The 13,802-nt window shown below is 75.8% G+C and carries 14 protein-coding genes; 9 read left to right on the top strand and 5 right to left on the bottom strand.

The genetic code is table 11. The features are described from left to right. Window positions 1-67: 67 nt before the first annotated feature. Together metK and AMIR_RS25950 are read left to right on the top strand one after the other, a co-directional pair. On the top strand, window positions 68-1,270 hold the full coding sequence (metK, locus tag AMIR_RS25955) for a methionine adenosyltransferase (protein ID WP_015803942.1): 1,203 nt from the start codon (window positions 68-70) through the stop codon (window positions 1,268-1,270). 69 nt (window positions 1,271-1,339) lie between these two features. Further along, entirely contained in the window at window positions 1,340-3,337 is a 1,998-nt protein-coding gene (locus tag AMIR_RS25950) for a primosomal protein N' (protein WP_015803941.1), read from the top strand. A 7-nt stretch (window positions 3,338-3,344) separates the two neighbouring features. On the opposite strand, the gene AMIR_RS25945 is transcribed toward AMIR_RS25950, so the two are convergent. After that, a complete protein-coding gene (locus AMIR_RS25945; RefSeq protein ID WP_015803940.1) occupies window positions 3,345-3,647 on the bottom strand; it encodes a PLD nuclease N-terminal domain-containing protein in 303 nt (100 codons plus the stop codon). A gap of 227 nt (window positions 3,648-3,874) precedes the next feature. On the opposite strand from AMIR_RS25945, the gene ggt reads away from it, so the two are divergent. Next, entirely contained in the window at window positions 3,875-5,674 is a 1,800-nt protein-coding gene (gene ggt / locus AMIR_RS25940) for a gamma-glutamyltransferase (protein ID WP_041837027.1), read from the top strand. A gap of 99 nt (window positions 5,675-5,773) precedes the next feature. On the opposite strand, the gene AMIR_RS25935 is transcribed toward ggt, so the two are convergent. From AMIR_RS25935 to AMIR_RS25925, 3 genes are read right to left on the bottom strand one after another with little or no spacing between them, the layout of a single operon-like run. Beyond that, complete coding sequence (locus AMIR_RS25935; RefSeq protein WP_015803938.1) at window positions 5,774-6,985, bottom strand: hypothetical protein; 1,212 nt, start codon at window positions 6,983-6,985, stop codon at window positions 5,774-5,776. Next, window positions 6,982-7,377 (bottom strand): RNA polymerase sigma factor, encoded by a 396-nt coding sequence (locus AMIR_RS25930; RefSeq protein WP_049796973.1) that lies wholly within the window; start codon window positions 7,375-7,377, stop codon window positions 6,982-6,984. Before AMIR_RS25930 ends, AMIR_RS25935 begins: the two co-directional genes overlap by 4 nt. Before the next feature lie 10 nt (window positions 7,378-7,387). After that, window positions 7,388-8,089 carry a hypothetical protein gene (locus tag AMIR_RS25925; RefSeq protein WP_015803936.1) on the bottom strand — a complete coding sequence of 234 codons (702 nt, stop codon included), beginning with the start codon at window positions 8,087-8,089 and terminating at the stop codon, window positions 7,388-7,390. Window positions 8,090-8,319: 230 nt separating this feature from the next. Here AMIR_RS25925 and AMIR_RS25920 point away from each other — a divergent pair, with 230 nt between their 5' ends. Continuing rightward, complete coding sequence (locus tag AMIR_RS25920) at window positions 8,320-8,607, top strand: hypothetical protein (RefSeq protein WP_143760893.1); 288 nt, start codon at window positions 8,320-8,322, stop codon at window positions 8,605-8,607. Here AMIR_RS25920 and AMIR_RS25915 read toward each other — a convergent pair. Beyond that, window positions 8,558-9,133, bottom strand: coding sequence for an RNA polymerase sigma factor (locus AMIR_RS25915; protein WP_049796972.1), 576 nt, complete (start codon window positions 9,131-9,133; stop codon window positions 8,558-8,560). The two genes, AMIR_RS25920 and AMIR_RS25915, sit on opposite strands and share 50 nt — an antisense overlap. Window positions 9,134-9,310: 177 nt before the next feature. On the opposite strand from AMIR_RS25915, the gene AMIR_RS42910 reads away from it, so the two are divergent. The 5 genes from AMIR_RS42910 to AMIR_RS25895 all read left to right on the top strand — a co-directional run bounded on the left by AMIR_RS42910 (window position 9,311) and on the right by AMIR_RS25895 (window position 13,701). Next, a complete protein-coding gene (locus AMIR_RS42910) occupies window positions 9,311-9,445 on the top strand; it encodes a hypothetical protein (protein WP_015803934.1) in 135 nt (44 codons plus the stop codon). A gap of 730 nt (window positions 9,446-10,175) precedes the next feature. After that, window positions 10,176-10,721, top strand: coding sequence for a peptide deformylase (gene def / locus AMIR_RS25910; RefSeq protein WP_015803932.1), 546 nt, complete (start codon window positions 10,176-10,178; stop codon window positions 10,719-10,721). A gap of 1 nt (window position 10,722) precedes the next feature. Then, window positions 10,723-11,655: a methionyl-tRNA formyltransferase gene (gene fmt / locus AMIR_RS25905; protein WP_015803931.1), complete on the top strand. Its 933-nt coding sequence runs from the start codon at window positions 10,723-10,725 to the stop codon at window positions 11,653-11,655. Then, a complete protein-coding gene (locus AMIR_RS25900) occupies window positions 11,652-13,088 on the top strand; it encodes an RsmB/NOP family class I SAM-dependent RNA methyltransferase (protein WP_015803930.1) in 1,437 nt (478 codons plus the stop codon). Before fmt ends, AMIR_RS25900 begins: the two co-directional genes overlap by 4 nt. Window positions 13,089-13,194: 106 nt before the next feature. After that, entirely contained in the window at window positions 13,195-13,701 is a 507-nt protein-coding gene (locus tag AMIR_RS25895) for a flavoprotein (RefSeq protein WP_041838356.1), read from the top strand. The last annotated feature ends 101 nt before the right edge of the window (window positions 13,702-13,802 follow it).

Raw genomic sequence — 13,802 nt, 5'->3', positions numbered from 1 at the left:
GAGGCGGTGCGGAGCGTCGCCGGGACGGTCAGGTAGCCAATCGTTGATCTCTGTAGTGGGGAGTGCCGTGAGCCAGCACAGCAGCAGGCTGTTCACCAGTGAGTCGGTGACCGAGGGACATCCGGACAAGATCTGCGACGCGATCAGCGACTCGATCCTGGACGCGCTGCTGGCCAAGGACCCCACGTCGCGGGTGGCGGTGGAGACGCTGGTGACCACCGGTCAGGTGCACGTGGCCGGTGAGGTGACGACCGAGGCGTACGTGGACATCCCGTCGATCGTGCGGGAGAAGATCCTGGAGATCGGGTACGACTCCTCCGCCAAGGGGTTCGACGGTCACTCGTGCGGGGTGAACGTGGCGATCGGGGCGCAGTCCCCGGACATCGCGCAGGGCGTGGACACCGCCTACGAGCAGCGCACCGGTGACGCGGGTGACGACATCGACCAGCAGGGCGCGGGCGACCAGGGGTTGATGTTCGGCTACGCGTGCACCGACACGCCGGAGTTGATGCCGCTGCCGATCGCGCTCGCGCACCGGCTCTCGCGGCGGTTGACGGCGGTGCGCAAGGACGGGTCGGTGCCGTACCTGCGTCCGGACGGCAAGACCCAGGTGACCATCGAGTACGCCGGTGACCAGCCCGTGCGCCTGGACACGGTGGTCGTCTCCACGCAGCACGCGGACGGGATCGACCTGGAGCAGCTGCTCGGCGTCGACGTGCGCGAGCGCGTGGTGGCCCCGGAGATCGAGGGCCTCGGCCTGGACACCTCCGACGTGCGGCTGCTGGTCAACCCGACCGGTCGGTTCGTGATCGGCGGCCCGATGGGTGACGCGGGCCTGACCGGTCGCAAGATCATCGTGGACACGTACGGCGGCATGGCGCGGCACGGTGGTGGCGCGTTCTCGGGCAAGGACCCGTCGAAGGTCGACCGCTCGGCGGCGTACGCGATGCGGTGGGTGGCCAAGAACGCCGTCGCGGCGGGGCTCGCGACCCGCATCGAGGTGCAGGTGGCCTACGCGATCGGCAAGGCCGCCCCCGTGGGCCTGTTCGTGGAGACGTTCGGCACCGAGACCGTGGACCCGACCAAGATCCAGCAGGCGATCGCCGAGGTGTTCGACCTGCGCCCGGCCGCGATCATCCGCGACCTGAACCTGCTGCGCCCGATCTACGCCCCCACCGCCGCGTACGGCCACTTCGGGCGCACCGACGTGGAACTCCCGTGGGAGGACACCTCCCGCGCCGACGCCCTCCGCGCGGCGGCGGGCGCCTGATCGGACGCGACCACCCGGAGGGGGACCGGCGGTCCGGGACTGTCGGACCCCTCTGGTAGAGATTCGGGCATGGCACAGGGCAGGGCGGCGAGCAGGCGGGGCGAACGCGTCCCCGCCGCCGCCATGCCCGTGGCCAGGGTCGTCGTGGACGTGCCGCTGCCGCACCTGGACCGGCCGTTCGACTACCAGGTGCCCACCGACCTGGACGAGGTCGCCGTGCCCGGCGTCCGGGTGCGGGTCCGCTTCGCAGGCCAGCTGGTCGACGGCTACCTGCTGGAGCGCGCCGAGTCCACCGAGTACGGCCGGGGGCTCGCCTTCCTGGAGAAGGTGGTGTCCCCGGAGCCCGTGCTGGCCCCGGAGGTGGTCGAACTGGCCCGCGCGGTCGCCGACCGGTACGCGGGCACCCTGATCGACGTGCTGCGCATGGCCGTCCCGCCCCGGCACGCCCGCGCCGAGGCCGCCGAGCCCCCACCCCCCTCGCCCCCGCCCGAGCGGCCCGCCGACACCGGCTGGGGCCGCTACCGGCACGGGGCCAACTTCCTGGACGCGCTGGCCGCCGGTCGCGCGCCGCGCGCCGTGTGGCAGGCGCTGCCCGCCGAGGACTGGCCGGCCCGGCTCGCCGAGGTCGCCGCGACCGTGGCGTCCACCGGCAAGGGCGTGCTGGTCGTGGTGCCCGACCACCGGGACCTCGCCCGGCTGCACGAGGCGTGCGCCAGGCTGGTCGACCCGGCGGCGGTGACCGTGCTGGCCGCCGAGCTGGGGCCGCAGGAGCGGTACAAGCGCTGGCTGGCGGTGCGGCGCGGCTCGGTGCGGATCGCGCTGGGCGCGCGCGGCGCGGCGCTGGCCCCCGTCAACGACCTCGGGCTCGTCGTGGTGTGGGACGACGGCGACGACCTGCACGCCGAGCCGAGGATGCCTTACCCGAACGTGCGCGACGTGCTCGTGCAGCGCTCCCACCTGGGCGGGGCCGCGTTCCTGGTGGGCGGGTTCGCCCGCACCGCCGAGGCTCAGCTGCTGGTGGACAGCGGGTGGGCGCACGAGGTCGTGGCCGACCGGGACGAGCTGCGGGCCGCCGCGCCGCGCGTGGTCGCGGTCGGCGACGGCGACTGGCAGGAGGCCAAGGACCCGGCGGCCCGCTCGGCGCGGCTGCCGTCCATCGCGTTCGAGGCCGCCCGCGCCGCGCTGTCGGCGGGCGCGCCGGTGCTGATCCAGGTGCCGCGCCGGGGGTACGTGCCCGCGCTGGCCTGCGGGCAGTGCCGCGCGGCGGCCCGGTGCAGGCGCTGCGCCGGTCCGCTCGCGCTGCCAGGCGGTGGCGGCGACGGCGCGCCGAGGCCCGCCTACTGCCGGTGGTGCGGGGCGACCGAGGCGGCGTTCCGCTGCCCGTCGTGCGGGTCGCGCAGGCTGCGCGGGCAGGTCATCGGGGCCAGGCGCACCGCCGAGGAGCTGGGGCGGGCGTTCAGCGGGGTCGTGGTGCGCACCTCCGGCGGCGACGACGTGCTGGCGAAGGTGCCCGGCGGGCCCGCGCTGGTGGTGGCCACGCCCGGCGCGGAACCGGTCGCCGACGGCGGGTACGGGGCGGCGCTGCTGCTCGACGGCTGGGCGCTGCTCGGCCGGGCCGACCTGCGGGCCGCCGAGGAGGCGGTGCGCCGCTGGATGGGGGCCGCCGCCCTGGTGCGCCGGGGCGACCGGGGCGGCCGGATCGTGGTGGTCGCCGAGTCCTCGCTGGCCCCCGTGCAGGCGCTGGTGCGCTGGGACCCGGTGTGGCACGCCGGGCAGGAGCTGGCCGCCCGCGCCGAGCTGGGCTTCCCGCCCGCCGTGCGGATGGCCACGCTCGACGCGTCCCCGGACGCGCTGGCCGTCCTGCTGGAGGAGCTGCGGCTGCCCGAGCGCGGCGAGGTGCTGGGCCCGGTGCCGCTGGGCGAGGAGCGCGAGCGGGCGCTGGTGCGGGTGCCCAGGGGCGACGGGCGGGCGCTGTCGGCGTCCCTGTCGGACGTGCTGTCGGTCCGCAGCGCCCGCAAGGAGACCGAACCCGTGCGGGTGAAGGTCGACCCGCTCGAAGTGCTCTGACCGGCGGTCAGGAGTGGCCGTGCCGCTCGTGCGCGTAGGCGGCCTCGCGGCGGGCGAAGCCCCGGCCGATCGCGAACCACAGCAGGCAGCCCAGGAACGGCAGGCACAGCACGATCGCGATCCACACCAGCTTCAGCAGGAAGCCCTGCGGCGAGCCGAGGATGCTGACCAGGGCGGCCAGGAAGAAGACGACCAGGGCGGCCAGGACCACGAGGACCCCGCTGCCGAGCGCGATGCCCCAGATCTGGAACTCCGGGTCCTGCTGCGCGTGCTGGGCGATCGTGGTGGCGGTCTGCGCGGTGGTGGGCAACTCGATCCCTGCTTCCCGTCTCTCGTCGGTGACGTCGGGCCCTGCACCCGACGACACCGATGCTGCCGCCGGGCGACGTCATCGCGCGTCATCACCGGAGCCGGTCCGGGACTAGTGCCAAAGCACTACCCACCGGGCTCCGGGCGCGCCCTCCGCGCCGCGCGCCCACCCGAACGGTCGCCGCTCGGGGCGTACCCGCGCGGCCCCGCGTGCGGTACAAGGAGCAGATGATCCGGTCAGCTGTGGTCCTGCTCACCGCCGCCGCGCTCGTCGCCCCGGTCGCGCCCGCGCACGCCGACCCGCTCCAGGCCGAGGGCTCCCGGCCGAGACCCGCCCCGAGGCAACCCGAGGCGGTCGGCCACGGGGGAGCGGTGTCCAGCGTCGACCCGGACGCCTCCCAGATCGGGATCGACGTGCTCGCCAGGGGCGGCAACGCGGTGGACGCCGCCGTCGCCACGGCCGCCGCGCTCGGCGTCACCGACCCGTTCTCGGCGGGCATCGGCGGCGGCGGGTTCTTCGTGGTCTACGACGCCCGCACCCGCAAGGTGTCGAGCATCGACGGCCGGGAGACCGCGCCCGCCTCGGCGGGGCCGGACCTGTTCGTGGAGGACGGGGTGGCGGTGCCGTTCGCCGAGGCCGTCACCAGCGGCCGGTCCGTGGGCACGCCCGGCACGCCGCTCACCTGGGAGCGGGCCCTGCAGCGCTGGGGCAGCCGCTCGCTGTCCCAGGTCCTCGAACCGGCCGAGTCGCTGGCCAGGCGCGGGTTCACCGTGGACGCCACCTTCAACCAGCAGGCGGCGAACAACGCGGCCAGGTTCGCCGACTTCACCTCCACCCGCGAGCTGTTCCTGCCCGGAGGCGCGCCGCCCGCCGTGGGCAGCACGTTCCGCAACCCGCAGCTGGCCGACACCTACCGGGAGCTGCGCAGGCGCGGTACGGACGTGTTCTACCGGGGCGCGATCGGCCGGGACGTGGTGGGCGCGGTGCGCACGCCCCCGGTGGCGCCCGGCTCGACCAGGAACGTGCGGCCCGGCGACCTGACCGCGCGCGACCTGGCGACCTACGACGCGCCGCGCCGCGACACGGTCAGCAGCACCTACCGGGGACTCGAGGTGCACGGCATGGCCCCGCCGTCGTCCGGCGGCACGACCGTGGGGGAGGCGCTGAACATCCTGGAGACCGGCAGGCTCTCCGGCGCGAGCCCGGCCCTGGTGGGGCACCGGGTGCTGGAGGCGTCCCGGCTGGCGTTCGCCGACCGGAACCGGTGGGTCGGCGACCCGGCGTTCGTGGACGTGCCGGTGTCCGGGCTGCTGTCCAAGCGGTTCGCGGCCGGTCGGGCCTGCCTGGTCGACGACGCGAAGGCGATGACCGGGGCCGTCGCGCCCGGCGACCCGAGGAACCCGGTGGCGTGCGCCTCGGGTGGGACCGCCGCGCCGACGCCGTACGAGGGCGAGCACACCACGCACCTGACCACCGCCGACCGGTGGGGCACCGTCGTCTCCTACACCCTGACCATCGAGCAGGAAGGAGGGTCCGGCATCGTCGTGCCGGGGCGCGGGTTCCTGCTCAACAACGAGCTGACCGACTTCTCCTTCACGCCCGCCGTGCCCGGCGTGCCCGACCCGAACCTGCCCGGCCCCGGCAAGCGGCCCCGCTCCTCGATGAGCCCGACCATCGTGCTCGACCACGGCAAGCCGGTGCTGGCGCTGGGCTCGCCGGGCGGGGCGTCGATCATCACCACCGTGCTGCACGTGCTGGTGCAGCGGCTGGACCGCCGGGTGCCGCTCGTGGAGGCGATCGCCTCGCCGCGCGCCTCCCAGCGCAACTCCGCGACCACCCAGGCCGAGGCGGCGTTCCTGACCACGCCCGAGGCTCAGGCGCTGACCGCGCTCGGCCACCGGTTCACGTCCACCGCCGAGATCGGCGCGGTGACGGCCGTCGAGCGGCTGCCCGACGGCCGCTGGCGGGCCGCCGCCGAGACCGACCGGCGCGGCGGCGGCGCGGCCCGCGTGGTGCACCCGCGCTAGGACCACCGCCGTCCGCGCACCCCCCCGGAGCGCGGACGGCGGGCGGGGCCGCCCGACCCCCAGGTGCGGGCGGCCCCCCGCCGCGTCACCGCGCGGGCGTCACCGCTCCTGGTCGACCGGGCCGCGGTACAGCTCCCGGCCGTCCGCGCCGAGCACCCTGGCCTCGAACACCTGCCCGTCGGGCCGCACCTCCAGGTCCGGGAACCGGGCGATGAACACCCCGTCCTGGACGGTCACCTCGCCGACCGCCCCGCTCGCGGACTCGGTCAGCTCCAGCAGGGTCACGCCCTCGCCGACCCGGCCCGCCAGGTAGGCCGTGCGCGAGCCGTCGTACCGGGCCACGCCCAGCACCGCGACCCCGCGCTCGGGCCTGACCAGTCCCGCCGCCCCGGCCGGGTCGGGATCGCCGTCCCAGGCCGGGCAGTGCACGGTCGCGCCCGAGCTGTCGCGCAGCACCTGGAACTGGTCCCGCTGGTGCGCCACCCGCGCGACGACCCGCCAGTCCGCCGGGTCCCGCACGACCGCCAGGTCCTTCTCCAGCGCGCGCTGGAGGCACCGGGCGACGGCGCTCTCCTCCGGGTCGGCCGAGCTCGCGGGCAGCAGCTCCCGCGTGATCGAGCCGGGCCCCTGGCCGGTGATCGCCTCGCGGTGCACCGCGCCGCCGTCGACCGCCAGGTCCAGGTAGCCGACGTCGCTCTCGCCGACGACCTCGTTCGCGCGACCGGGCAGCGGGACGAAGAACAGCCCGTCGCGCGTCACCGGCTCCACGGTGATCCCCAGGTCCTTCCGCCACGGGCTCACCAGGCGCGCCGAGGTGACCTCCGACAGCCCCGCCGGGAGGCTGCCGACGAACACCTGCTCGCCCCGCAGCAGCCCGCGCAGGCCCCGCTGGAACTCCAGGTCGCCCCCGTCGCGCTCGGTCCTGGTGACCGCGGTGAGGGTGATCTCGCAGAGGACGTCCCCCACCACGATCCTGGCCGCCGGGGTGATCGCGGTGAACCCGGCGCCCGTCAGCCCGCACTCCGCCAGGTCGCGGGCGGACGGCTCCTCGAACCCGACCCTCGCGGGCGTCCTGCGCACGTCGTCGCGCACCGTGCTCGGGGTCGGCTGCGGCGTGGCCGGGCTGTCGTCCAGCGCGAACCGGCCGACCACCACCCCACCCGCGACCAGCGCGACCACGGCGGCGGCGACCAGCGGGGCGGCGCGGCGCATCCCGCCGCCCCGCGCCCCGCCCCCGTCCAGCACCCGGTGGCGGAGCCGATCGCGCACCTCGGGCGGCATGGCCCTGCGCGCGGGCAGTCGGTCGGTCATCGCTCCTCCTCCGCTCGTCCCAGCCGCGCGCGGGCGCGGTCCACGGCGGACCTGACGTCGTTCTCGGTCGTGCCGAGGGCCTCGGCGGCTCGGGCCGGGGGCAGTTCGCCGAGCAGGCACAGCTCGGCGGCCTCGCGGTCGGCCCGCGGCAGGTCGGCGAGCGCGGCAGGCACGGCCGGGGCGCCGTCCTCCGCCGTCGGGCGGGGGAGGCGGGTGGTGAGGGCCAGCAGCCAGGGGAGCGCGTGGTCACCCAGCAGGGCGGCCTCGGCGGTTCTGCGGCCCGCGGCCTGGAACGCCTGCACGGTCAGCTCCTCGGCCAGCTCCCACGACCCCGTGAGCCGGTAGGCGTGGTTCCAGACGTCCTCGGCGTGCCGGTCGAACAGCTCCGCCACGCGGTTCCGGTCAGTTCGTCGTCGCGAGCCCATCGCGCAGCACCTCCTCCCCGGCGAGCACGCGCACCCGGTAGTCGGGCCGCGCCGCCCCCTCGGGCTGGTCGGTGAACCTCGCGGCGAACCAGCCGTTCTCCAGCACGACCTCCGCCGCCGGACGGCCCTGGGCGTCGGTCAGCTCCACGGCGGTCACCCGCTCTCCCACGACGCCCGCCAGGTAGCGGGTCGACGAGCCCGCCCTGGCGTCGGAGCTGAGCACCGCGAAGTCCTTTCCGCTCAAGGGCTTCGTGGCGGTGTGAGGCCGCGACTGCCAGTCCCAGGTGGGGCAGGCCAGGAACGAGCCCGAGCCGTTGCCCAGCACGAGCACCTGCTCCCCGGCGTCCGGCCTGGTCGCCACGACCGGCCGCCAGCGCGCCGGGTCGGTGATCCGACCGGTCAGCCAGGCCTGGTCGGCGCAGCGCCCTGCCGCCTCGTCCACCCCCGAGCCCTCGGGAAGCGGCTCGGTGCGCCGCAGGCCGCCGATCTCGTCGTCGGTCAGCGTCGTGGTCATCGTCCGGTCGCCGCCGAAGGTCAGCGAGAGGGTGCGCCAGTCCTTCGTCCTGACGAGGAACACCCCGTCCCCGGTGCTGGTGGACATCAGCGCGGTCGACGGGCCCGACTGCTCCGAGGACGCGCCGCCGGCCGAGACCAGGAGGCCGTCGGGGGCGGGCGCCACGCCCCACGAGCAGCCCCTCGCGGAAGTGCAGCACCCTGGTGCCGTTGGTGAACACGCCGGTCCGCCGGTCCTCGGTGCGGTAGACGCCGGTCCCGGACAGCTCGCACGGCTCGTCGCCCACGACCAGCCGGGAGTGCGGCAGGACCACGACCTGCCGCGCCGAGGTGAGTCCGCAACGGAGCAGGTCCTCGGAGGTCGGGGACTCGATCCACGCGTGCGGTTCGTCCGAGGTGGACGGTGTCGTGGTGGTCGGGGGCGCGTCGCTGACGGTCGGCCGCACGGCCGGGCTCTCGTCCCGCGCGACCCCGCTGAGCACGACGCCGCCCAGGGCCAGCGCGGCGGCGGTGGCCGCGGCGGTCAGCGGGACCACGCGCGCGTTCCGGCCCAGCGCGCTCCTGCCCAGCACCCGGCGGCGCAACCGCTCGCGCACCTCGGGCGGCATCGGGCGGCGCGGGGGCAGTTCGGCGGTCATCGGGCCTCCTCCGCCCCGGCGCGCAGGCGGGCGCGGGCCCGGCTGATCCGGGAGCGCACGCTCACCTCGGCGACCCCCAGCAGCTCGGCGGCCTCGGTCGTGCCCAGCTCGCCGAGCAGGCACAGCTCGACGGCCTCCCGCTCGGCCTTCGGCATGGTCTCCAGCAGCGCGAGCACCCGCTTGAGCGAGCGCTCGCCGTCCACGGCGGACGCGACGTGCTCGGCGTGGTCCGGGACGACGCCGGGGGAGGGGACGCGCAGCAGCGCGCGGCGGAAGCGGCCGACGCGGCGGAACTCGGTGCGCGCCAGGTTGCCCGCGACGCTGTACAGCCACGGCAGGGCGCTGTCGCGCACGAGCGTCACCTCGGCGCGCTTGCGCCAGGCGGTGAGGAAGACCGAGGAGGTGAGGTCCTCGGCGAGCGCCCAGGACGCGGTGAGCCGGTAGGCGTGGTTCCACACGGCCTCGGCGTGCCGCTCGAACAGCGCGGAGAACGCGGCCCGGTCGCCCCGCTCCCAGAGCTCGGCGTCCGATTCCAACGGCGGCGCCCCCTGTCTGCTTCCAGCAGCCATCATGGGAACAGGTAGCCGAAGGGGATCATGGCGTTGCAGTGGCGTGGGTCGCACACCCCTAGGGGGCGGGGTGCGACCGCGGTAGCACCCGGTTCGCAACCGGGAGGGGACGCGCGCTGATCCCGGCGCGGGGGAGCGTGGTGGTCGTCAGCCGCAAGGCCCGTTCCAGGAGGAGGCGCCATGAGCACCGCGACCACCCACCGACCGACCCGCGTCCCCAGGGCCGCCGACCTGCCCGCGCCGGTGCGGTTCCTGGCGCACTTCCTGGCCGCGCTGGCGAGCGTGGTGCTGCTGGGCGAGGCGGGGGACGACTAGCCGCCCCCGCTCACCCGCCCCCGCTGAGCCGCTGCGCCAGCAGCACGGCGAAGTCCCCGTTGACCGGCGCGGCGGCCCGCAGCAGCCCGTCCCGCGACAGGCCGGGCGACCCCATGAGCACGACCCGCCACGTGCACCCGCACCGCTTGGTGAACCGGCACCACCCAGCCCCCGAGCCCCCCCACCCGCCCCCTGCGGCACGGTCGGAACGGGGGAAACGGCCCCCCACGGAAGGCGAAGCCGCCCAGGAAGCCCGCGTGGTGCCACCCCCGCTGCCACCGGGTGCGTGCCCGGCGGACGCGGGCACCCCGCTGGACGAGTGCCCGCCGTACGACTGCCCGTTCCCGGTGTGCCCGCCGACGCCGAAGTCGTTGGACGTCGTGCGCCGACGCGCTCGTACTCGTCGAGCCGGAACTGGTCGCCGCTCTCGGCGTTCCGCTCACCGTGCAGGCGGTGAGCGCGAGCGCTCCGACGATCAGCGCGATCAGGGGCGTCGTCGGCGGTCGGGATGGCAGCTAGTGGAATAGGTGCGGACGACGTCATCATCGATAGCCCTATCGGGTGAGTCCAGGGTCACTTTCGGGCGTGACGACTCGTGCTGGCGGCGCTACCAAAAACGGTCACCCCCGCTGTCCGAGCGCTCCACCCCCACCCGCCCCCAACCGCCGATGCCCCGCCCCCGCCCCCCTGCTCCTAGACTGACCCCCCGCCCCTTCACGAGGAGTAGTGCGTGACCGTCCAACCCATCCGCCTGTTCGGCGACCCTGTCCTGCGGACCCCCGCGGTCGAGGTGACCGAGTTCGACGTCGAGTTGCGCAAGCTCGTCAAAGACCTCTGGGACACCATGAGCGACGCGGGTGGGGCCGGGCTGGCGGCTCCCCAGCTCGGCGTTGGGCTCCGGGTGTTCACCTACCACTGCGACGGGTTCGCCGGGCACATGGTCAACCCGACCTTCGACGTCGTCGGCGACGAGACGCAGGACGGGCCCGAGGGGTGCCTCTCCATCCCCGGCATGTCCTGGGACTGCGTGCGGCACCGCCAGGTCGTCGCCCGCGGCTGGAACATGCACGGCGAGCCGGTCGAGGTCGAGGGCACCGACCTGCTCGCCCGCTGCATCCAGCACGAGACCGACCACCTCGACGGCGTCGTCTTCGTCGACCGCCTGGACGAGGAGACCCGCAAGCGGGCCATGCGGGAGATCCGCCAGGAGTCCTGGTTCGGCGGCAACGTCCCGATCATCAAGCAGAGCCCGCACCCCCTGTTCGGAGGCAACTGACGTGCGCCTGGTGTTCGCGGGCACCCCGGAACCAGCCCTGCCCTCGCTGCGCGCCCTCCTGGCGTCCGACCGGCACGAGGTCGTCGCCGTCGTGACCCGGCCGGACGCCCCCACGGGACGTGGCCGCAAGGTCGAGCGCTCGCCCGTCGCGGCGCTGGCCGAGGAGCGCGGCATCGAGGTGCTCACCCCCGCCAAGGCCGGTGACCCGGACTTCCTCGCCCGGCTCGCCGAGCTGGCCCCCGACCTGTGCCCGGTGGTCGCCTACGGCGCGCTGCTGCCCACCAAGGCCCTCGCCATCCCGACCCACGGCTGGGTGAACCTGCACTTCTCCCTGCTGCCCGCCTGGCGCGGCGCGGCCCCGGTGCAGGCCTCGGTGCGGCACGGCGACGACATCACCGGCGCCTCCACCTTCCGCATCGTGAAGGAGCTCGACGCAGGCCCGGTGTTCGGCGTCGTCACCGAGCGCGTCGGCGAGCGCGACACCGCAGGCGACCTGCTGGGCCGCCTCGCCGAGTCCGGCGCGCGCCTGCTGCTGTCCACCGTCGACGGCATCGAGGACGGCACGCTGCGCGCCGTCGAGCAGTCCCCCGAGGGCGTCTCCCACGCGCCGAAGATCAGCGTGGAGGACGCCCGCCTGGACTTCACCACCCCCGCCACCGCGCTCGACCGGCTGGCCCGCGCGGTCACCCCCGAGCCGGGCGCGTGGGCGCAGTTCCGGGGTGAGCGGCTCAAGCTGGGGCCCGTCGCCCCGGTGGAGGACCCCGTGGAGCCGCTGGCCCCCGGACAGATCAAGGTCGAGCGCAAGCGCGTCCTCGTCGGCACCGCCACGCACCCCGTGCGGCTGGGCGAGGTGCAGGCGCAGGGCAAGAAGCGGATGGCCGCAACGGACTGGGCGCGCGGCGTCCGCATCGAGCCTGGAGAGCGCATCTCATGAACGGCAGCACCTCGTCCCCCCGGTCGTCCCGGCCCTCCCGGCCGCGCCGCCCGCACCCGCCCAAGCGCAACCCCGGCCCCGAGCGCCCGCCGCAGGAGGACCCGGCCCGCCGCGCCGCGCTGGACACCCTGCGCGCCGTCACCAAGCGCGACGCCTACGCCAACCTGGTGCTGCCCGGCCTGCTGCGCGAGCGCCGCATCACCGGCCGCGACGCCGCCCTCGCCACCGAGCTGACCTACGGCACGGCCCGCGCGCGGGGCCTGCTCGACGCGGTCCTCGCGGCCTGCTCGGACCGCCCGCTCGCCGAGATCGACGACGCCGTCCTGGACGCCCTGCGCCTGGGCGCCTACCAGCTGCTGCGCACCCGCGTGCCCGCGCACGCCGCCGTGGCCTCCACGGTCGACCTGGTGCGCGCCGACCGGGGTTCGGGCGCGGCGGGCTTCGCGAACGCCGTGCTGCGCCGGGTCACCGGCCAGGACGAGGCGGGCTGGATCGACGAGGTCGCCCCCGACGAGGAGAGCGACCCGATCGGCTACCTGGCCATGTCGACCGCGCACCCGCGCTGGGTCGCGCAGGCCTTCGCCGAGGCGCTGGGCAGCCGGGGCGAGCCGCTGCGCGCCGCGCTGGCCGCCGACGACACCCGCCCGATCGTGCACCTGATCGCCCGACCGGGCGAGATCAGCGCGGACGAGCTGGCCGCCATCACCGGCGGCGACCTCGCCCCGTACTCGCCGTACGGCGTGCACCTGGCCGACGGCGGCGACCCGGCCGACCTGGACGTGGTGCGCGAGCGCCTGGCCGCCGTCCAGGACGAGGGCAGCCAGCTGTGCGCGCTCGCGCTCACCAGGGCCCCGCTGGAGGGGACGGACGAGCGCTGGCTCGACCTGTGCGCCGGTCCCGGCGGCAAGGCCGCGCTGCTCGGCGCGCTGGCCGCGCTGTCGGACGCGACCCTGGACGCGGTCGAGAAGACCCCGCACCGCGCCGAGCTGATCCGCAAGGCCACCATCGGCCTCCCGGTGGACGTGCGCGTCGCGGACGGCCGCGACCCCGGCCTCGACGGCGGCTACGACCGCGTCCTGGTCGACGCCCCCTGCACGGGCCTCGGCGCGCTGCGCCGCCGCCCGGAGGCCCGGTGGCGCCGCCAGCCGTCCGACGTGGCGGCCCTGGCCAAGCTCCAGCGCGAGCTGCTCACCTCCGCGCTCGACCTGGTGCGGCCCGGTGGCCTGGTGGCGTACGTGGTGTGCTCGCCGCACCTGGCCGAGACGGTCGGCGTGGTCGCCGAGGTGGCCCGCAAGACCGGGGCCGAGCGCCTGGACACCAGGGAGTTCTTCCCCGGCGTGCCGAACCTCGGCGACGGCCCGCAGGTGCAGCTGTGGCCGCACGAGCACGGCACCGACGCGATGTTCTGCGCGATCCTGCGCCGCCCGGCCTGACCGGGCCGAACGAGCCGAACGGCTGAACCGGGCGCGTCGGGCGGGAACGTCCGGCGCGCCCGGCCGCGTGCGCGGCAGGGGCACGAACGAGGGGGAGCGGGAGCGGATGCGCGCCGGACCGGTGGTGCTGGGACTGGTCGCCTCGGCCGGGGGCGGGGTCGAGCGGGCGCTGGTCGAGCGGGTCGCCGCGCCGCTCGCCGCCAGAGGCTTCCGGCTCGCCGTCACGCTCACCCCCACCGCCGCCCGCTGGTTCGAGCACGCGGGCGCCCTCCCCGCGCTCCAGGCCCTCACCGACCTGCCGGTGCGCTGGACCTCCCGCCTGCCCTCCGAACCCCGCCCGCACCCCGTGCCGGACGCCTTCCTGTTCGCCCCGGCCACCGCGAACTCCCTCGCCAAGCTCGCGCTCGGCATCGCCGACAACCAGGCCCTCACCGCGCTCGGCGAGGCGCTCGGCCGGGGAGTCCCGCTGGTCGTGCTGCCGCAGGCAGGCGAGGACCAGCGCGCCCACCCGGCGTTCCCGCTCCACCTGGCCGCGCTGCGCGCCGCGGGAGTCCACCTCGCCGCCGAATATGACGACGCAGTGGCCGAAATCGTGTCCCGCGCCGCCGATTGACAGCCGATCGGAAACCGATGCAGGCTTGATCGTGTCGAAATTGTGCGGGCGAGATCGTGAATGGGCGTCAGTCCTGCGGTTCCTGTCCGCGCCCGGCGGAA

The organism is Actinosynnema mirum DSM 43827, assembly GCF_000023245.1.
Taxonomy (GTDB): domain Bacteria; phylum Actinomycetota; class Actinomycetes; order Mycobacteriales; family Pseudonocardiaceae; genus Actinosynnema; species Actinosynnema mirum.
This window is presented reverse-complemented; position numbering and strand designations above follow the sequence as displayed.